General features: G+C 63.9%; 17 protein-coding genes. 3 read left to right on the top strand and 14 right to left on the bottom strand.

Going from position 1 to position 18,287, the window contains the following annotated elements; genetic code table 11:
• Positions 1 to 281 precede the first annotated feature (281 nt).
• Positions 282 to 539, bottom strand: a complete 258-nt coding sequence (gene grxC, locus FFS21_RS17035; RefSeq protein WP_137925960.1) for a glutaredoxin 3 — start codon at positions 537 to 539, stop codon at positions 282 to 284.
• A 104-nt stretch (positions 540 to 643) separates the two neighbouring features.
• A complete protein-coding gene (locus FFS21_RS17030; protein ID WP_137925959.1) occupies positions 644 to 1,057 on the bottom strand; it encodes a rhodanese-like domain-containing protein in 414 nt (137 codons plus the stop codon).
• A gap of 163 nt (positions 1,058 to 1,220) precedes the next feature.
• Here FFS21_RS17030 and gpmA point away from each other — a divergent pair, with 163 nt between their 5' ends.
• The 3 genes from gpmA (at position 1,221) to FFS21_RS17015 (ending at position 4,630) form a co-directional block, all read left to right on the top strand.
• On the top strand, positions 1,221 to 1,967 hold the full coding sequence (gpmA, locus tag FFS21_RS17025) for a 2,3-diphosphoglycerate-dependent phosphoglycerate mutase (RefSeq protein ID WP_137925958.1): 747 nt from the start codon (positions 1,221 to 1,223) through the stop codon (positions 1,965 to 1,967).
• A 202-nt stretch (positions 1,968 to 2,169) separates the two neighbouring features.
• Positions 2,170 to 3,777, top strand: coding sequence for a S41 family peptidase (locus FFS21_RS17020; protein ID WP_137925957.1), 1,608 nt, complete (start codon positions 2,170 to 2,172; stop codon positions 3,775 to 3,777).
• A 91-nt stretch (positions 3,778 to 3,868) separates the two neighbouring features.
• Entirely contained in the window at positions 3,869 to 4,630 is a 762-nt protein-coding gene (locus FFS21_RS17015; RefSeq protein WP_137925956.1) for a HesA/MoeB/ThiF family protein, read from the top strand.
• Between the two features lie 225 nt (positions 4,631 to 4,855).
• On the opposite strand, the gene bfr is transcribed toward FFS21_RS17015, so the two are convergent.
• The 12 genes from bfr to FFS21_RS16955 all read right to left on the bottom strand — a co-directional run bounded on the left by bfr (position 4,856) and on the right by FFS21_RS16955 (position 18,074).
• A complete protein-coding gene (gene bfr / locus FFS21_RS17010) occupies positions 4,856 to 5,335 on the bottom strand; it encodes a bacterioferritin (RefSeq protein WP_137925955.1) in 480 nt (159 codons plus the stop codon).
• Positions 5,336 to 5,513: 178 nt separating this feature from the next.
• The gene (locus tag FFS21_RS17005; protein WP_370459255.1) at positions 5,514 to 5,756 is read right to left on the bottom strand and encodes a (2Fe-2S)-binding protein; all 243 of its coding nucleotides are present in this window, start codon (positions 5,754 to 5,756) and stop codon (positions 5,514 to 5,516) included.
• Between the two features lie 305 nt (positions 5,757 to 6,061).
• Positions 6,062 to 7,819, bottom strand: coding sequence for a phosphoenolpyruvate--protein phosphotransferase (gene ptsP / locus FFS21_RS17000; protein WP_137925954.1), 1,758 nt, complete (start codon positions 7,817 to 7,819; stop codon positions 6,062 to 6,064).
• A 47-nt stretch (positions 7,820 to 7,866) separates the two neighbouring features.
• A complete protein-coding gene (locus FFS21_RS16995; RefSeq protein ID WP_137925953.1) occupies positions 7,867 to 8,136 on the bottom strand; it encodes an HPr family phosphocarrier protein in 270 nt (89 codons plus the stop codon).
• The gene (locus FFS21_RS16990) at positions 8,105 to 8,560 is read right to left on the bottom strand and encodes a PTS sugar transporter subunit IIA (protein ID WP_137925952.1); all 456 of its coding nucleotides are present in this window, start codon (positions 8,558 to 8,560) and stop codon (positions 8,105 to 8,107) included. The genes FFS21_RS16995 and FFS21_RS16990 overlap by 32 nt, the downstream gene beginning before the upstream one ends.
• A 121-nt stretch (positions 8,561 to 8,681) precedes the next feature.
• On the bottom strand, positions 8,682 to 9,635 hold the full coding sequence (gshB, locus tag FFS21_RS16985; protein WP_137925951.1) for a glutathione synthase: 954 nt from the start codon (positions 9,633 to 9,635) through the stop codon (positions 8,682 to 8,684).
• A gap of 102 nt (positions 9,636 to 9,737) precedes the next feature.
• Positions 9,738 to 11,033, bottom strand: coding sequence for a glutamate--cysteine ligase (gene gshA / locus FFS21_RS16980; protein WP_137925989.1), 1,296 nt, complete (start codon positions 11,031 to 11,033; stop codon positions 9,738 to 9,740).
• Between the two features lie 377 nt (positions 11,034 to 11,410).
• Entirely contained in the window at positions 11,411 to 12,376 is a 966-nt protein-coding gene (gene arcC / locus FFS21_RS16975) for a carbamate kinase (protein ID WP_137925950.1), read from the bottom strand.
• Between the two features lie 10 nt (positions 12,377 to 12,386).
• Positions 12,387 to 13,799, bottom strand: a complete 1,413-nt coding sequence (locus FFS21_RS16970; RefSeq protein WP_137925949.1) for a YlbE family protein — start codon at positions 13,797 to 13,799, stop codon at positions 12,387 to 12,389.
• Positions 13,796 to 15,385: an acyl-CoA synthetase FdrA gene (gene fdrA / locus FFS21_RS16965; protein WP_137925948.1), complete on the bottom strand. Its 1,590-nt coding sequence runs from the start codon at positions 15,383 to 15,385 to the stop codon at positions 13,796 to 13,798. The genes FFS21_RS16970 and fdrA overlap by 4 nt, the downstream gene beginning before the upstream one ends.
• Positions 15,382 to 16,428, bottom strand: a complete 1,047-nt coding sequence (locus tag FFS21_RS16960) for an isochorismatase family protein (RefSeq protein WP_137925947.1) — start codon at positions 16,426 to 16,428, stop codon at positions 15,382 to 15,384. Before FFS21_RS16960 ends, fdrA begins: the two co-directional genes overlap by 4 nt.
• Positions 16,429 to 16,445: 17 nt before the next feature.
• Positions 16,446 to 18,074 (bottom strand): hypothetical protein, encoded by a 1,629-nt coding sequence (locus FFS21_RS16955; protein ID WP_212745248.1) that lies wholly within the window; start codon positions 18,072 to 18,074, stop codon positions 16,446 to 16,448.
• Positions 18,075 to 18,287: the final 213 nt, after the last annotated feature.

Below are 18,287 nucleotides of genomic sequence, written 5' to 3'. Positions count from 1 at the left end.
CCGATGGTCTGGCCTTCCCACAACACATGGACTCGCTCCAACCTTACGGCTGGGCTTGTCAAAGCAAGAAATGGTTGAGATTGGACGGTTCTGGCCGAAGCCTTTCCCTTGTCTCAACAAAGGTCGATGCTCTTAACGTAGAGCTGCCGGACACGAAAGTGCGTGTCGCACGAAAGCGCATATGGTACATGACGCCGATGTCGAATTCACCGTACGGCGGCAGAATCAGAATCGTCTATTGATTTGCCGCCGCACGGCATGCCGCGTGGGTCGGAGCAACCTCAGGCCGCGAGCAGGGGCACGAGTCCGCCCTGGCGGTCGAGCGCCGACAGGTCGTCGAAGCCGCCCACATGGGTATCGTCGATGTAGATCTGCGGTACGGTGCGCCGGCCGGTGCGGGTCATCATTTCCTCGCGGCGGCCGGGTTCACGGTCGATCAGCACTTTCTCGATCTCTTGCACGCCACGCTGCTTGAGCAGGCGCTCTGCCATCTGGCAATACGGGCACACAACCGTGCTGTACATGACGACGCGGGCCATGCGGGTTCTCCTTTGACTAAAAAAACAACGGCGCGGACCACCCAGGGCACCCCGGGCAATACCGCGCCGCGACTGCGTTCGAAAATGGGGCTTTGCTTTCGTGCTTACTTGACGACCGGCAGGCCGGCCTGCTGCCAGGCAGCCAGGCCGCCCTCCAGCGCGTAGACCTCACTGTAACCGGCTTCCTTCAACGCTGCTTGGGCCTTGCTTGAGCGCTGGCCCGTCTGGCACACCACGATGATGGGGACCGCCTTGTCCTTTGCAAGGCCGGCAGCGCGGCCAGGCAGGTCGGCAAGTGGCGCGCTCTTGGCCTGGGGCAGGTGACCCTTGGCAAAATCGGCGGCGTCGCGGATATCCACGACCACCGCATTGCGACGGTTGATCAGCTGCGTCGCGGCAGCCGTATTCAGACGCTTGCCGCCCGTACCGGCCTTGATTTGCGGCCAGGCCAGCAGGCCGCCCGAGACCACGGCGATCGCGATCAGGGCCAGGTTGTTGTAATCGGCGAAGAAATTCACGTTGGCATTCCGTTGGGTTGGGTCGGCGGCATTATAAAATACGCGGTTTCGCGCCAGCGCCGATATTTGCAGGTCGTGTTTCGCGCACCCGCGCCGACCCGCCGGCCCAGAGCCTCGATAGCCTCGATGGCGCCACAGGTTACCTACTACCCTGGAAGCTGCAATGTACAAGCTCGTCCTCATCCGCCACGGCGAATCCACGTGGAACCTCGAAAACCGCTTTACCGGCTGGGTCGACGTCGACCTGACCGATACCGGCGTGGCCCAGGCCAAGCAGGGCGGCCAACTCCTCAAGGAAGCCGGTTTCGGCTTCGATGTGGCCTATACGTCAGTGCTCAAGCGCGCCATCCGCACGCTGTGGCACGTCCAGGACGAAATGGACCAGATGTGGATTCCGGTGCGCAATGAATGGCGCCTGAACGAGCGCCACTACGGCGCCCTGTCCGGCCTCAACAAGGCGGAAACCGCCAAGCAATACGGCGACGACCAGGTGCTGGTGTGGCGCCGCAGCTACGACACGCCGCCTCCCGCACTGGAGCCGACCGACGAGCGCGCCTCGTTCGACGATCCCCGCTATGCCAATGTGCCGCGCGAGCAGATCCCGCTGACGGAATGCCTGAAGGACACCGTGGCCCGCGTGATGCCGTTGTGGAACGAATCCATCGCTCCGGACATCAAAGCGGGCAAGCGCGTGGTGATTGCCGCCCATGGCAACAGCATCCGCGCGCTGGTGAAATACCTCGATCAGATTTCGGATGACGACATCGTCGGCCTCAATATTCCCAACGGTACCCCGCTCGTGTACGAGCTGGACGCCGACCTGCGCCCCCTGCGCCATTACTACCTGGGTGACCAGGCGGCCATCGCCGCGTCGCTGGCCGCCGTGGCCAACCAGGGCAAGGCCCGCTGACAACCGGTGCGCCGCAGCGCCGGCCCGGACTGCGTCCGGGTAGGCGCTGCACCCGTTGTGTGGCCACCCCCACCGTGGTCTGGTGGCCCGCAGGCCTTTTTCTGCGCACGCTCTTATACTGTCGGTCAAATCCGCGCCGGTCGCCCTCCGCCTTCGGCTGGATTTCACCTTGCAAAAATCCTCACACGTTCAGGCTGCCCTCATGCGTAAGACGCTCAAGAACATTAGCCTCGTCTCGGTCGGCGTCGTTGCCGGCGTGCTGGCCACGCTGCAAATCTCGGCCACGGCCCAGAATTCCTCCGGGCCACTGCCACTCGACCAGTTGCGGCTGATGTCCGACATCTTCGGGCAAATCAAACGCGAATATGTGGAGCCCGTGGACGACAAGAAGCTGCTGACCGAAGCCATCAAGGGCATGGTCGCCAGCCTCGATCCGCATTCGGCCTATCTCGACGAGAAGGATTTCAAGGAACTGCAGGAAGGCACGCGCGGCCGCTTTGCCGGCCTCGGTATCGAGATTTCGCAGGAAGAGGGCCTGGTCAAGGTCATCAACCCGATCGAGGACACGCCGGCCTTCCGCGCTGGCATCCAGCCGGGCGACCTGATTACCCGTATCGACGACAAGCCGGTGCGCGGCCTGCCGCTGGAGCAAGCGGTCAAGCGCATGCGGGGCGAGCCGGGCACCAAGGTTACGCTGACCATCTATCGCAAGAGCGAGGAACGCACGTTCCCGGTCTCGATCACGCGCGCCGAGATCCGCGTGCAGTCGGTCAAGACCAAGATGCTCGACAACAACACCATCGGCTGGGTACGCCTGACGAGCTTCCAGGAGCGCACCGTGGCCGACCTGGGCCGCCGCCTCAAGGAAATGGCGGAGAAGAACCCGAACCTGAAGGGCATCATCCTGGACCTGCGCAATAACGGTGGCGGCGTGCTGCAGGGCGCGGTCGGCGTGGCCGCGGCGTTCCTGCCCGACGATTCCACGGTGGTGTCCACCAACGGCCAGGTGCCCGACGCCAAGCGCGTCTACAAGGCAACGTTCAACAACTATCGCCTCTCGTCGCTCGAGGATGATCCGCTCAAGGATCTGCCGCCGCAGTTCAAGAAGCTGCCGATGGTGGTGCTGACCAACGCCTACTCGGCATCGGCTTCGGAAATCGTGGCCGGCGCGCTGCAGGATCACAAGCGCGCGCTGATCATGGGCAAGACCACGTTCGGCAAGGGCTCGGTCCAGACCGTGCGTCCGCTGACCAACGACACCGGCATCAAGCTGACGATCGCGTACTACTACACGCCGTCGGGCAAGTCGATCCAGGCCAAGGGCATCCGTCCTGACATCCCGGTCGACCAGAATCCCGAAGGCGATCCGGATGACGCACTGATCACGCGCGAGATCGACACCGAGCGCCACCTGCACAACAAGCAGGAATCGGAAGAGCCGGAAATGAACGAACGCGAGCGTCGCCGCGTGGACGAACTGCGTCGCCTGGAAGAAGAAAACTCGAAGAAGACGGCTGAAGAGCGCGAAAAGGAACGCAAGAAGAAGCCGGTGGAGTTCGGCTCGCCGGAGGACTTCATGTTGCAGCAGGCCATCGCGCAGCTCGACGGCAAGCCCGTGCAACGCTCGAAGTCACGCCTGGAAGCCACTGGCACCGCCGGCAAGCCGGACACCAAGGAAGAAAAGCAGGACGGCAAGGCCGCGAAGCCCGCTGCCAAGCCGGCGCCCGCCAAGCCTGCGGCACCGGCCAGCCAGCCGCCTGCCAGCGCGCCGATCGGCCAGCCGCTGGGCACGCCTACCGGCAAGAAGTAAGCAGAAGGCGCGCGGCTGCGGCGGCGCGTTTTCGCCCATATTCACGGCCCACGGTATCGCACCGTCGGGCCGTTTTCATTGGTATCGAGCCATGAATGACGATCAGTTGCTGCGCTACTCGCGCCACATCCTGCTGGACGAACTGGGCATCGAAGGCCAGCAACGGCTGCTGGCCGGCCACGCGCTGGTCATCGGCGCGGGAGGCCTGGGCGCTGCGGCACTACCCTTCCTGGCCTCGGCTGGCGTGGGACGGATCACCATCGTCGATGATGACGAGGTGGACCTGACCAACCTCCAGCGCCAGATCCTGCACACCATGGCCAACGTCGGCCGTCCCAAGGTGGAGTCAGCGCGTGAGGGCCTGCTGCGGATCAATCCCGATATCGACATCCGCCTGGTGCCGCAACGCGTGGGCGATGCCGAACTGGACGCCCTTGTGGCGCAGGCCGATGTCGTGCTGGACTGCTGTGACAATTTTGCAACGCGACAGGCTGTGAACCGCGCCTGCCTGACACATCGAAAACCGCTGGTGTCCGGCGCCGCGTTGCGGTTCGACGGCCAGGTCAGTGTGTACGACCTCCGCCAGCCCGACGCGCCCTGCTACGCCTGCCTGTTCCCGCCATCGGAACCCGCTCCCGAAGCCGCGTGCGCCACGATGGGCGTCTTCGCGCCGCTGGTCGGCATGGTCGGTACGGTCCAGGCCGCCGAGGCTTTGAAGCTGCTGACCGGCGTCGGTCAGACCCTCTCGGGACGGCTGCTGATGGTCAATGCACTGTCGATGGAATGGACCACGATGCGGCTGGCACGCACCCCGGGCTGCGAGGTCTGTAGCGGAAAAACCGAGGGGATTTGAGAGGGTCGGCGCCGGTGCTGCCGGCGACCCGTCGGTGGAGCCCCCTCCCCGTTGGGTCGCCGTGACTGGCGCGATGCGTCGCAGAAGACGAACGACTGGATGAAGACAAGAATCCGAATGAGAAAGGTTATTGCACCGCTTCACACTCGGGCGCGGCGCCATCCTGCGCCACGCGCCTGACCCGCCACCCCGTTTCCGGAGGCGGCCGGCCGTGGACCGGCGCGCTTATTGCGCGCCCGGCTCCATCTGGGACTGCAGGTAGTTCTGCAGTCCAACCTTGTCGATCAGGTCCAGTTGCGTTTCCAGGTATTCGATATGTTCCTCGGTGTCCGTGAGGATATCGACCAGGAGTTCGCGGCTGACGTAGTCACCGACCGACTCGCAATACGCAATACCTTCCTTGACCGTGCCGTGCGCAGTCTGCTCGAGCTTCAGATCGCACTTGAGGATCTCGGGCGTGTCTTCGCCGATCATCACCTTGTGCAGGTCCTGCAGGTTCGGCAGGCCGTCGAGCATCAGGATGCGGTCGATCAGGCGGTCGGCGTGCTTCATTTCGCCGATCGATTCCTTGTACTCGACATCACCGAGCTTCTTCAGGCCCCAGTGGCGATAGATACGTGCGTGGAGGAAATACTGGTTGATCGCGGTCAGCTCGTTCTTGAGCTGGGCGTTCAGATGCTGGATGACCTTCTTGTCACCTTTCATGGGGGCTCCTGTTGGATTGCAGACAACAATGAACCCGGCTTCCACGAAGGCCAGCACGACAAAACACGCAAGCAACAAAGCGCGCCGCGGATATCCTCCGTGGGCGCGCTTCTCAATTCACGCTTTGTTCTGTGAACAGTCTCGCTGTGCTAAGTGAGCTAACTCAGCCAAAAAGGCTTCAGGCAACCAGCGCCGTGCGCTGATCGTTCGCAACTGCCGGGTCACGAGCCTCGATTATGGCATGTGACGAAGCAGTCGAACAAACGGAAATTTCCACGACCTTGATGGCCGAGAGGCTGGAGACCTTCATATCCTGTACGGCGGCCACGCCTTCGCACAGCACTTGCTTCGCGCAATCGCGGCAACGGCCACAGCAGGTTCCTACGCCAAGCGTTTCGGCAAGCTCGTCCATCGTGGTCACGCCAAGATGCACAGCGCCGTGAATCTCACGGTCGGTAACCTGGTTGCAAATGCAAACGTACACAAAAGCCTCCTGCGGAGCAGCGTCGGCACCGGCATGCCGAACGCGATGAGAGGCAGAATAACAGAGAACCAAAATGATAACAATTCCCATTAAACGAATGAGAACTGCCGTGCACGCGACGCATTGCCTGGACAATTTCAAGGATCGATTGCCGCACTTTCACTGATGAAAAGTGGCGCAATCGGTAAAACGCCAACGTAAAAAAACCCTTCACAAGGAAGGGTTGGTTGGCTCGGCCGCCTTCACGCTGCCAGCTGCTTCAGGGCGCTGGCCAGTTCGTCGGGTTCGTAGCAGTTCAGGATCTGATCCACGACCTTGCACAGGCGCTCGCAGTCGGCGTGGATGATCTCTTGCTTCACGCGGAGCAATTGCGCCGGGTGCATCGAGAACTCGCGCAGACCCATGCCCAGCAGCAGTCGCGTCATGACAGGGTCTCCTGCCATTTCGCCGCAGACCGCCACAGGCACGCCGGCGTGGTTGGCTTCGCGGATGGTGCGGGCGATCAGTTGCAGCACGGCCGGATGCAGCGGGTCATAGAGATGCGCCACGGCGTTGTCGGCGCGATCAATGGCCAGCGTGTACTGGATCAGGTCGTTTGTGCCGATCGACAGGAAATCCATGCGCTTGAGGAACAGTGGCAGCATCAGCACGGCGGCCGGAATCTCGATCATGGCGCCGATCTTGATGCCAGGGTCGTACGGCAGGCCGCGCTGGTCCAACTGGCGCTTGGCCTGCGCAATCAGGTCCAGGGTCTGATCGATCTCACTGGCATGGGCCAGCATCGGAATCAGCAGGCGAACCGGTCCGAAGGCCGACGCCCGCAGCAGCGCGCGCAACTGCGTCAGGAACATCCCGGGCTCCGACAGCGACCAGCGGATGGCGCGCAGTCCCAGAGCCGGGTTCAGTGCCGTCTCGAAATCATCGCTCAGTCCGTCCAGCGGCTTGTCGGCGCCCACGTCGATGGTGCGGATCGTCACCGGCAAGCCGTGCATCGCCTCCACGGCGTTGCGATAGGCCAGGAACTGCTCTTCCTCGTCCGGCATCTCGCTGCGCCGGTTCATGAACAGGAATTCGGAACGGAACAGACCCACGCCCACGGCACCGGCGGACAGCGCTGCGCCGGCGTCCTCCGCCAGTTCGATATTGGCCAGCAGTTCGATTTCCAGCCCGTCCAGCGTCACCGCCGGCATATGGCGCAGGCGCTGCAGCCGCTTCTTCTCCAGCGCGCGTTCGCTCTGGCGGTGGCGGTATTCCTCGAGGATGATGGCCGACGGATCCACGATCACCAGGCCGGCATCGCCGTCGATGATCACCCAGTCGTCCTGCCGGATCAGCTCGCTGGCGCTCTTGACGCCGACAGCGGCCGGGATATCCAGGCTCCGCGCGACGATGGCCGTGTGCGAGGTGCGCCCGCCCAGGTCGGTCACGAAGCCGTGGAACATCGTGTGCTTGAACTGGAGCATGTCGGCGGGGCCGATATCGTGGGCCACGACGATCACGCCCGGTGCCGCCTCGCCATCGGGCGCCAGCGCCGGTACAGGCGCCGGGGCCAGCACAGGCGCGCCGGCCAGCACCTTCAGGATCCGCTCCACCACCTGCTGGATGTCGGCCTTGCGCTCGCGCAGGTATTCGTCCTCGATTTCGTCGAACTGGCGCATCAGCTCTTCGAGCCGCGTGGTCAGCGCCCACTCCGCGTTGTAGCGGCGAGTCAGGATCAACTGTTCGGGTTCGCGCGACAGGGCTTCGTCGTCGAGGATCATCGCGTGGACATCCAGGAACGCGCCCATCTCCTCGGGCGCATCGCGCGGCAGGTCGCGCTTCAACGTGACAAGCTCGGCGCGCACGGCGGCACGCGCCGCGCGCAATCGCTCTACTTCCGCATCGAGCCGATCCTCATCGACCAGGTAATGCGAAACATCGAGCGCCGCGGGCGCCAGGATGTGGGCGCGCCCGATGGCGACCCCACGCGAAACCGGAATGCCGTGCAAGGCAAAGGGCATGACCCGCTCCGTCAGGAACGTTTAAGAAATTTTTATTGTGGCGACACTCACTCGCCCTCGCCGAACCGGTTGGCGATCAGCGCCAGCAGCGCATCCATCGCTTCCTGCTCGTCGGGGCCATCGGTCTCGATAGAAACCGTCGAGCCGATGCCGGCGGCCAGCATCATGACGCCCATGATGCTCTTGGCGTCAACCTGGCGACCGTTTCGCGACATTTTGACCTGGCTTGTAAACTTTCCGGCGAGCTGTGTCAGCTTGGCGGACGCACGGGCATGCAGCCCGAGCTTATTGATGATGGTTGTGTCCCTCTGCAGCATATTTGTCGGGATGATTTGCGGTTTGGTTCTGGACTGAGGTGGTACCCACCTGCAGCACCCCCTGGGCGCCACCGGCGAGGGCCTTGGTGGCCAGCTGGTCGAGTTTTTCGGTGCGATAGCAGATCGCGCGCACGAGCATCGGCAGATTCACGCCTGCCAATACCTTGACCCGGCCTGACTCGGCCAGCTTGGCGGCGATGTTGGCGGGCGTGGCACCGAAGATGTCGGTCAACACCAGCGCGCCGTTTTCTTCGCAGACGGCTTCCAGGCCGCGGCGCGCCTCGGCCAGCACGGCTGCCGGGTCGGCGTCGGCGGCCACGTCGATGGCTGCGAGCCGGGGTGGCTGGCCGCAGTACACGTGGGCAGCACAATCGCGCAGCGCCGAGGCTAGCGGCGCATGCGCGATGATCAGAATTCCGGCCATGATGTGAATCCGTTGGACTGCTGCGAATTGTAGCAGGCAGCCTTACGGCCCCTTCCCGTCTTTATGGCTGAGATCCCCACTGTGGCACTTCCGCATCGGATTGCCAAATTTCGTGGATAACTCAGCGCCGCTCGGCTGCCACCGCGGCTTCCAGCGCATCCACGAACATCCCCGCCACATTGAAACCGGTCTGCTGCGCGATTTCCTGGAAACACGTTGGACTCGTCACATTGACTTCGGTGAGGTAGTCGCCGATCACATCCAGTCCCACCAGCAGCAAGCCCTGCTTCCACAGGCCCGGCGCCAGGGTTTCGGCAATCTCCAGGTCACGCGCGCTCAGTTCCTGCGCACGGCCCAGGCCGCCTGCGGCCAGGTTGCCCCGGATCTCGCTGCCCTGCGGAATACGAGCCAGCGAATACGGCACTGGCTTGCCGCCGATCAGCAGGATGCGCTTGTCGCCCGCCTTGATCTCGGGGATGTAGCGCTGGATCATCAGCGTCCGCGCCCCGTTGTCGCCCAGCGTCTCGACGATGGCACCCAGGTTCAGCGCGTCCGGGCCCACCCGGAAAATGCCCATGCCGCCCATCCCATCGAGCGGTTTGACGATGATGTCCTGATGCTCGGCGTGGAAGGCGCGAATCCGGTCGGCATCGCGCGTGACCAGCGTCGGCGTGATGAACTGCGGAAACTGGCCGATCGCCAGCTTCTCGGAATGGTCGCGGATCGCCTGCGGCTTGTTGAACACGCGGGCGCCCTGCTTCTCGGCCAGCTCCAGCAGCCAGGTGCTGGTCACGTATTCCATGTCGAACGGCGGGTCCTTGCGCATCAGCACGGCGTCGAACGTGGCCAGGGGCGTCAGGGCGGCATCGCCCAGGCGGAACCAGTCGTGCGCGTCGTCGGTCAGGTCCAGCGGACGCGTCACGGCCTCGACTACGCCTGCCGACAGCGAGAGTTGCGACTGCAGGCAGAACGCCAGTTCGTGGCCGCGCGCCGCGGCCTCCTTCATCATGGCGTAGGTGGAATCCTTGTAAGTCTTGAAGGATTCCAGCGGATCGGTAATGAAGAGGATGCGCATGATGGGGTGTCGCGTTCGCGTCAGGAAATGAACATCCGGCTCAGCCGAGCCGGACCGGGGGCGGACAGGGAGGCGGGCGGCCCGTGGAGACCGCGCCTCGCATCAAAGGATCGGATTCGGGTCGGTCTTCTCGAGTTCCACCGAAGCGGCCAGCAATGCCAGCCGCGCCACCACGCCGTACATATAGAAACGGTTCGGCACGGCCGCGCCCGGCTTGGCGTGGCTGTCCGGAATGCCGTTCGGCGCAAACGCCAGCGGCACGAAATGCATGCCCGGCGCATTCAGGTTCTCGTCGTTGCCCCGGCCCGTGTGCACGCGATAGAAGCCACCCACCACGTAACGGTCGATCATGTAGACCACGGGTTCCGCCACGGCCTCGTTGACCTTCTCGAACGTGTGAACGCCTTCCTGGATGATGACGTCGGAGACTTCCAGCCCCTCCTTCACCACGCTCATCTTGTTGCGTTCCTTGCGGTTCAGGCCCTTGATCTCGGACGGATCGCGCACGGTCATGATGCCCATGCCGTAGGTGCCCGCATCGGCCTTGACCACCACGTAGGGGGTCTCCTTGATGCCGTATTCGCGGTACTTCTTGGCAATCTTCTTGAGCACGCCTTCCACGGAATCGGCCAGTTCTTCCTCGCCGATGCGCTCATGGAAGTTCACGCCAGTGGCGCGGGCAAAGTAAGGGTTCACCATCCACGGATCGACGTCGATCAGCTTGGCGAACTTCTTGGCCACCTCGTCATAGGCTGCGAAGTGGCTGCTCTTGCGGCGCGTGGACCAGCCCGCATGCAGCGGCGGCAGCAGGTATTGCTCGTTGATATTCTCCAGGATCGGCGGGATGCCGGCCGAGAGGTCGTTATTCAGCAGGATCGAGCAGGGATCGAAGTCCTTGAGCCCCAGGCGGCGGCCCTTCGAACCCAGGCGCGCCAACGGCTCCACGACCAGTGTCTGGCCGTCGGGCAGTTCGATCGGGGTGGGCTCGGTGATTTCCTCGGACAGCGAACCCAGGCGCACGTTGAGGCCGGCCTGGCGCATGATCAGCGACAGTCGCGCCACGTTCTGCAGGTAGAACATGTTGCGAGTGTGGCGTTCGGGGATCAGCAGCAGGTTCTTGGCATCCGGGCAGATCTTCTCGATCGCGGCCATGGCGGCCTGCACGGCCAGCGGCAGCATTTCGGGCGCCAGGTTGTTGAAACCGCCCGGGAACAGGTTCGTGTCCACCGGGGCCAGCTTGAAGCCGGCATTGCGCAGATCGACGGAACAATAGAACGGCGGGGTATGTTCCTGCCATTCCAGCCTGAACCAGCGCTCGATGGACGGTGTGGCGTCCAGGATCTTCTTTTCCAGCTCGAGCAGTGGACCGTTCAGCGCGGTGATGAGGTGCGGGACCATATCCATCCTAAATTTTCAGCTTTATTGTCCGCCCCGATTGTAAGGGAACGGCCAAGGGGCTGCTGGCCCACAACAAATAACCTTATGCGGAGCCAGCTTGAGGGAGGAAGATATTGGGCCGATCCGCCTATTTCAAACCCCGCGGCGGCGGGCGAGCCGCATGCGGCATGCGGCTCGCCCGCCAGGGGCAGGGGAAAAAGCAGACAAAAAAAAGCGCGGCTGGCGCCGCGCTTTCAAATGGCCTGACAGATACGGGGAGCGTTCTGCAGGTGGAGGAAACTGCCTCACTGGCACTCTATGCCCGCGCTCACCTAAAGACAATTGAGACTTTTTAAGATCCGATTTAAGCACTCTGCGAATACTGCATCCACGCCCATTCAGCCGCTGATTCGCGTGCCGCCAGCGCCAGCCAGTGCGGCGCCCATGTTGGAAATGTCGGTCACGATCCCCTCCCCCTGCGGGTTGGCGCGCACATAGTCGAGCACTGCCTCGATCTTCGGCCCCATCGATCCCTTGCCGAAATGCCCCTCCTGCATGTACCGCTCGGCCTCCGCCACAGTCAGATGATCCAGCCAGCGCTGTTCGGGCTTGCCGAAATTGATCGCCACCTTGGGCACCGCCGTGACGATCAGCAGGCGTTGCGCCCCCAACTGGCGTGCCAGCAGCGCGGACGCCAGGTCCTTGTCGATCACCGCCTCGCGATTGCATAGCGTGCCGTCCTCGGCCATCGTGACCGGAATCCCGCCGCCGCCGCAGGCGATGACGATGTGGTTCTGCGCCAGCAACGTCTGGATCGTGTCCGTTTCCACCACGGTTTTGGGCTGTGGCGACGCCACGCACCGGCGCCAGCCGCGACCGGCTTCCTCCATGATGCTCCAGCCATTGGCCTGTGCCCGCTGGCGCGCCGTGGCCTCGTCCATGACCGATCCGATTGGCTTGGTCGGGTTCAGGAAGGCCGGGTCATGTTCATCGACCACCACCTGGGTCACCACCGTCACCACGCGCGTGGAAACCCCCCGGCAGTGCAAGGTGTTGTAGAGGCTGCGCTGGAACATGTCGCCGATCGCGCCCTGCGTATCGGCGGTGGCATAGTCCATCGGCACCGGGGGCACCTCCCCCATCGCCAGTTCCGACCGGCGCAGGATGTAGCCCACCTGCGGCCCGTTGCCATGCGTCAGCACGATGCGCCACCCCTGCTCCGCCACATCGACGATATGGCTGGCCGCGTCGGCCGCCGCGCGCGCCTGGTCGTGCAGGCTCGTGCCGCCGCCCTCGGGGGCCAGTGCATTGCCGCCGACCGCAATCACCGCGATGGGCGCGTCCTTGTCCGCAACGTTATGCATGCTCGACTCCTTACTGGGGGGCCGGCAGCGTGGCTGCCAGAGCCTCGATTGCCTGGCTGAAGCACGCCAGTGGCGCATGCGTGATCCCCGCGCCGATCTGGCCGACCCCTGCATCCTTGTGTGCGATACCCGTATTGATGACGGGCTGGATGCCGGTATCGAGCACGCGCCGGGCATCGATGCCCGCCGGCGTGCCGGTGAAATCAAGCGCCGGCAGCGTGAACGCGCCGTTCTGTCCCAGCGTGATATGGAGCATGCGGCGCGTGTTGGCCACCGCATCGCGCGGCGTGCCGCCAATGAACTGCACGATGGCCGGGGACGCCGCCATGGCGAAGCCGCCTACCCCAGCCGTCTCCGTGATGGCACTGTCGCCCAGATCCCGTGCGGCATCTTCCGTGCCGAAGCCGGGAAAGAACAACCCGTCGATGATCGCGGCAGGTGCCACGAACCATTGATCAAGTCCGGACAGCCGGATACCGAAGTCGACGCCATTGCGCGCCATGACGGTCACCATCGACGCATGCGGTACGCCGTGCGCGGCGTCGAGCATGACCTTGCAGGCTGCCATCGACAGGTTCAGGAAGAAATGGTCGTTGCTGGCGATGAACGCCAGTGACTCGGACACCGCCCGCGCATCGAGCCGGGTGGATGCGAGCGCCGCCACGGTCAGCTTGCGGAACAGCAGCGCGCTGGCCGCCGCATTGCGGTTGTGGACTTCATCGCCCATATGCAGCGCCTGCGCCATCAACGGCTTCAGTTCGATGCCGCCAATCTCCTCGACCAGCGTGGCGAGTGTCGGCCCCAGCGTCTGCGCCATCCAGCGCAGCCGCTGGACCACTTCCTCGCTGTTGGCGCCGAATCGCAGCACCTTGCCCAGGCCCTCGTTCAGGTTGCAGTAGGCCACGTTCTCCCCGGCCGCATTCCGCACGATCCAGACCGGCATCGACGGGCTGATGATGCCGGCCATCGGCCCGACCGCACCATGGTGATGGCACGGCGACAACTCGACCGCGCCCGCTTCCACCAGCTTGCGCGCATCCTCCAGCGACGGCGCCCAACCTTCGAACAGGATCGCGCCTAGCACCGCGCCCTGCTGCGGTCCGCACATGCGCGCCCATTCGATCGGCGGGCCGGAATGCAGGATGCGCTTTTCCGTCATGCCGGGGAGCACCTGCGCGGCAGTCGACACGCCGCTCAGCACAGGCTGCGCGGCAAGGTAGCGGGAATAGGCGATCCGGTTGGCTTCCTCGACGCGGGGATGGGCCAGCAGTTGCGCCAGGGCCCAGCCAGCGGTCACATCGCCTTCGGCAGGCGGCTGCCATTGCAGTGTCTGTACTTCGCCGCCGCATTGGCGCAGGTTGTCGGCAAAGGCTGCCAGGCCGACGTTGATGACCACGGGTTTCTGCTTGATCAACGGTGTCATGCCTGGGCTCCCTTGTCCGTTGCCTTGGAAGCCTTGCCAGCCTCCAGTACTGCGCGGCACAGCCGGATCGCCTGCGCATTGCTCTCTGCCAATTCCACACCGGCGCCCACCAGCGTGGCGCGCTGTGCGTCCAGTTGTTGCGGATCGTTGCGCGTGCCACAGACGTGGCCGATGAAGAGCACTTCATGGCCCGCGGCGGCGGCTGCTTCGCGCGCCGCCTGGATCGACGGCACGATGTCTCCCGCCGGGTCTTCATGCGCGCCATAACCCAGCACGAAATCGAGCAGGATGATGCCAATGCCGGGGACCGCCGCCTCGGTCACGATCCGTTCGTTGCGCAATCCGGGATCGATCATCGGGTGTGGCCGACCGCGCGTGAAATCGTCGTCACCAAGATCGAGAATCGTGTTGCCGACGCTGTTCCACAGGTCTTCGACGCGCGCGACCTTGCCGGTAGGCGTGTTCGATCGAAGGTCTGGCAGAACGTCCTGCAGCATCAGCAACGCTTCATAGCAGAACGTACCGCCGCAGTAGAGGCCACGCAGCATCGTCTGCTCCGGCTTCAACCGCGCGGCCAGTGCGGCAGCGCGTTCCTGCAATGCTTCGGCGCCATCATCCTGCCGCGATGGCTTCCCGGTAGATAGCTCGGTGGCTCGCTGCGCGGCTTCCTCCAGCGTGCTGGCCGGCACCACGCCGGCCGCGCGCAGCGTATCCGGATTGGCACCGAGGAAGCACACCACCACCGGCTTGCCAGTCTCGCGCGCGGCGGCCAGCACCTTGTCGGCCACCGTTGCGGCTGGCGGTTTGGAAATCAGCACGATGACGCGTGTCGCAGGGTCTTCCGCGAGTTGCTGCAACGCAGTCAGCATGGTGATGCCGCCCACTGCTTCGGACAGGTCATGTCCGCCCGTGCCGATGGCATGCGTGATACCGCAACCGTACTGATCGATCAGGCAGGTCACCTGTTGCAGTCCCGTGCCCGATGCGGCAATGACGCCGATATCGCCCCGCGCCACCACGTTGGCAAAGGCCAGCGGCAAGCCGTCGATGATGGCGGTACCACAGTCAGGTCCCATGACGAGCAAGTTGCGGGACTGTGCGTAGCGCTTCAGCGCGATCTCGGACGCCACGCTGACGTTGTCCGAAAACAGCATGACATTCATGCCGAGTCGCAGCGCCTTCATGGCTTCCGCAGCGGCGTAGTCGCCCGGCGTAGAGATCAGCACGAGATTCGCGTGTCCGTCGCTGGCGTCGTGCGCCATCTGCACGCTGCGCAGCGGCTCGCGTTGCGTGTCCTCGGACGAACCAGATGCGGCTTTCTCGTCGAGCAGTGCGGCGGCCTGTTCCAACGCGCCTTCCAATGCAGCGGCATCGCCGCGCAGCACGAGCAGGATGTCGTTCGGGCGTGGCTCGGGCACCGCATCGAGCAAGCCCGCGCCGGCCATCTGTTCGAGATTGGCGCGAGTCGCCATTTGCGCCGATGCCGTCGCCACGCCCGGCAACTTGCCGAGCCGCGCGGACAACTGCATCAACGCCACGGAATCGCGATACAGATTCGGGAAATACTGGCAGGTCGTGGTGCTCATGCCGGCCTCCCCTCCAGCGCGGCCACGACGGCGGCGGATGACGCCACCCAGCCAAAGATCCCGCCCTGTGCCTTGATCATTTCGAGACCCACGCGCTGGAACTCCGGAAAGTACGATCCGGTGGCATCGGACACCACGAGGCATTCGAAGCCCCGGTCGTTCCCTTCGCGCACCGTCGTGTTGACGCACACCTCGGTGGTCACGCCGCACACGATCAGCGTCTTGATGCCGCGATTGCGCAGCCGGGCTTCGAAATCGGTCGCGTAGAAGGCGCCCTTGCCCGGCTTGTCGATCACCGGCTCGCCCGCGATGGGATACAGCTCGGGAATGATGTCGTGTCCAGCCTGCCCGCGGACCAGGATACGGCCCATCGGGCCGACATCGCCGATGCCTGTCTGCAATTGTCCGCGCGCCAGCTTGGTCGGCGGACAGTCGCCCAGGTCAGGGCTGTGGCCTTCCCGCGTGTGCACCACCAGCATTCCCCGCGCGCGGGCAGCTTCCAGCAACGCCTTGCACGGGGCAATCGCGCCACGCAGCAGCGACACGTCGTTGCCAAGCATCTCACCGAATCCGCCGGGTTCCAGGAAATCCCGCTGCATGTCGATGATGACCAGCGCGGTCGTCGCCGGCGTGAAGGACAACGCGTACGGCTCCGCTTCGATCGTCTTCGTCCGCGATGCCATGTAGGCGCGCCAGTCGCCGAAGCCCGAGATATCGGTGTGCGCCGCCGTGATTTCCTTCTGCGGATAGAGGATGCCGTCCACCACGCGGCCATCCTCAAGCTCCACCGGGCCGCAATACAAGTGCGGCGGCTCTCCCGCCTCCACACGCGCCCAGGTTTCATCGCTCATGCAATACATCTCGCCGGCCACCGCCACGCCGCCTTGCTCCACCCGGTACATGCCAGGATGAATGTCGTGGATCGAGTGAATGCGGTACACCGGCTTGGTGCGGAACTCACCCAGGAATTCGGCACCGGCAAGGTTGCCGTGCAGCGCCAGGCCGCGCATGAGAGTACCGTTCACGAATAGCGTTTTCGCCATGATGGATCTGCTCCTGTTCAAACGTGTGAGGGTTCTTCCTCGTCATCATTGGATGGTGCCCAGCTGATGCGCTCGCCGTTTCGCTGCTGCTGCCAGGCCAGCCCCACGAAGATCAGCGTTGCCACGCCGTAACCGAACGACACACTGGGCGATGCGTTGATCGCCAGTTGCGAACCGTGGATGAAGCCGAAGAATGAGAGAACGGTGGCGGCGCTGGCATAGACGGCCGCCCAGTTGAAGCGCTTGTCGATCACGAACACCGCGATGGCGCCGATCATCAGCCCGGCCAGCACGGCGCCGCCGCCGGTCAGTTCCATGCCGTGGTAGAGCACGCCGGCATTCGCCATGTTGTTGTGGATGGCTTCGGGAATGGCCGCGATGTTGACGCCGTTCGCTCCGAGCGCACCATCGACCTGCGTCTTCGCCCATTCGGCAATGTTCGGCACGAGCGCCAGCACGATGGCCGGGGCATGGCGCTTGGGCGATGCCTGGAATGCCTGCGCGCCGATCACGAGTCCGATGAACAGCAGGATGGGCACGATCGACACCAGCGGAATCACAGACAGCAGCAATGCGGTCAACCCGAGGAAACAGAGCAGCCCGACACCGATGCCGGTGGCCAACGAGTAGCCGATGCGGCCGCCCATCGCTTTCCAGCCCGGATGCCCGATATAGACCGCTGGAGGGAAGGGGGAGCCGAGGAAGGCGCCCACGATGGCGCCCAGGCCATCGGCCGTCAGGATGGCGCGCAGGTTGTAGTTGTCACCACCGACGCTGGCCGATTCGACGTTGTTGATGCCTTCTGTGAAGTTGTAGATGCCGAGCGGAATCGCCGTGACCAGCAACGGCCAAATCTGCTTGAGCGGTATCGACAGGACATCGCCGCTGACCACCGGCAGATACAGAGAGAAGTGCTGCATGGCCTCGCCGACGGCTGTGGGCTGCATCATGTCGCTCCAGCCCAGTGCCGTGGCAATCCACGCCATCGCCGAGCCCACCACCACGACAGCCAGCCCACCCGGTATGTTGAATGGCAGCCGGACGTTGCCGATCCATGCGAGCAGGATGATCATGAAGCAGACCAGCCCGATCCACGCACCGTCGAACATCTGGTACGCCGGGCGCATCGAGATGAACGCGATCGAGATACCGGCCAGTGTGCCGAGCATGGCGGCGCGCGGCGTGTACTTGCGGATGGTGGGGCCCACGAAGGCGCCGAGCAGCACGATGATGCCGACGATCAGTGCCCACACGAGGCCGAGCTTCCAGGCCAGGATCGGATCCTTCGTTGCGAGATACGTCGGGAGCATGACCACGAACACCACGATGAACATGTGCGGCACGCTGGGCCCATAAGGCATGGCGGTGACGTTGTTGCGCCCTTCCTTCTTTGCGAGTTGCCACGCCAGGTAGGCATAGAACAGGTTGCCGAGCGGCAACGCGATGCCGAGCGCCGGAAGGATGCGTCCATAGACCGTATCGTTCGGCATCTGCACCACGTACAACGCGAGGCTCGACAACACCAGCACGTTCAGCAGCACGTTTGTGAACAGGCCGAAAAAGGCGTTGAGGTCCCCTGCCACCCACAATCGCGGATGCATCTCGGTAGACGGCGACGACTGCGCTTCCGAAGAAGTCTGGCTCACGATAGCACTCCTTTCACATCAGAATTTGTCGATCCGGAAAAGACGTTGTTATCGCGCCGGATACTGGGCGGGACGGCCTGGTGTCCCGATTGGGACGCCTTAGGAAATCTAGTTCAGAAATGGCGAAACGGTGGCGCGCATCGCGTTTGCAAATTCTGAGTCCGCCAGGCATCAAACCCCTCTCTGCCCCGACGCATCCGTGGCTGCGTCAGC

It is taken from the genome of Cupriavidus sp. 2SB (assembly GCF_005503625.1).
Taxonomy (GTDB): Bacteria; Pseudomonadota; Gammaproteobacteria; order Burkholderiales; family Burkholderiaceae; genus Cupriavidus.
The sequence above is the reverse complement of the archived record's forward strand: the minus strand, read 5'-3'. Positions and strand labels throughout refer to the sequence as shown.

Bases quoted from the DNA above. Each gene is read 5' to 3' on its own strand.
- grxC (WP_137925960.1), bottom strand. From the start codon at position 539: ATGGCCCGCGTCGTCATGTACAGCACGGTTGTGTGCCCGTATTGCCAG.
- gpmA (WP_137925958.1), top strand. From the start codon at position 1,221: ATGTACAAGCTCGTCCTCATCCGCCACGGCGAATCCACGTGGAACCTC.
- FFS21_RS17020 (WP_137925957.1), top strand. From the start codon at position 2,170: ATGCGTAAGACGCTCAAGAACATTAGCCTCGTCTCGGTCGGCGTCGTT.
- FFS21_RS17015 (WP_137925956.1), top strand. From the start codon at position 3,869: ATGAATGACGATCAGTTGCTGCGCTACTCGCGCCACATCCTGCTGGAC.
- bfr (WP_137925955.1), bottom strand. From the start codon at position 5,335: ATGAAAGGTGACAAGAAGGTCATCCAGCATCTGAACGCCCAGCTCAAG.
- ptsP (WP_137925954.1), bottom strand. From the start codon at position 7,819: ATGCCCTTTGCCTTGCACGGCATTCCGGTTTCGCGTGGGGTCGCCATC.
- FFS21_RS16995 (WP_137925953.1), bottom strand. From the start codon at position 8,136: ATGCTGCAGAGGGACACAACCATCATCAATAAGCTCGGGCTGCATGCC.
- FFS21_RS16990 (WP_137925952.1), bottom strand. From the start codon at position 8,560: ATGGCCGGAATTCTGATCATCGCGCATGCGCCGCTAGCCTCGGCGCTG.
- gshB (WP_137925951.1), bottom strand. From the start codon at position 9,635: ATGCGCATCCTCTTCATTACCGATCCGCTGGAATCCTTCAAGACTTAC.
- gshA (WP_137925989.1), bottom strand. From the start codon at position 11,033: ATGGTCCCGCACCTCATCACCGCGCTGAACGGTCCACTGCTCGAGCTG.
- arcC (WP_137925950.1), bottom strand. From the start codon at position 12,376: ATGCATAACGTTGCGGACAAGGACGCGCCCATCGCGGTGATTGCGGTC.
- FFS21_RS16970 (WP_137925949.1), bottom strand. From the start codon at position 13,799: ATGACACCGTTGATCAAGCAGAAACCCGTGGTCATCAACGTCGGCCTG.
- fdrA (WP_137925948.1), bottom strand. From the start codon at position 15,385: ATGAGCACCACGACCTGCCAGTATTTCCCGAATCTGTATCGCGATTCC.
- FFS21_RS16960 (WP_137925947.1), bottom strand. From the start codon at position 16,428: ATGGCGAAAACGCTATTCGTGAACGGTACTCTCATGCGCGGCCTGGCG.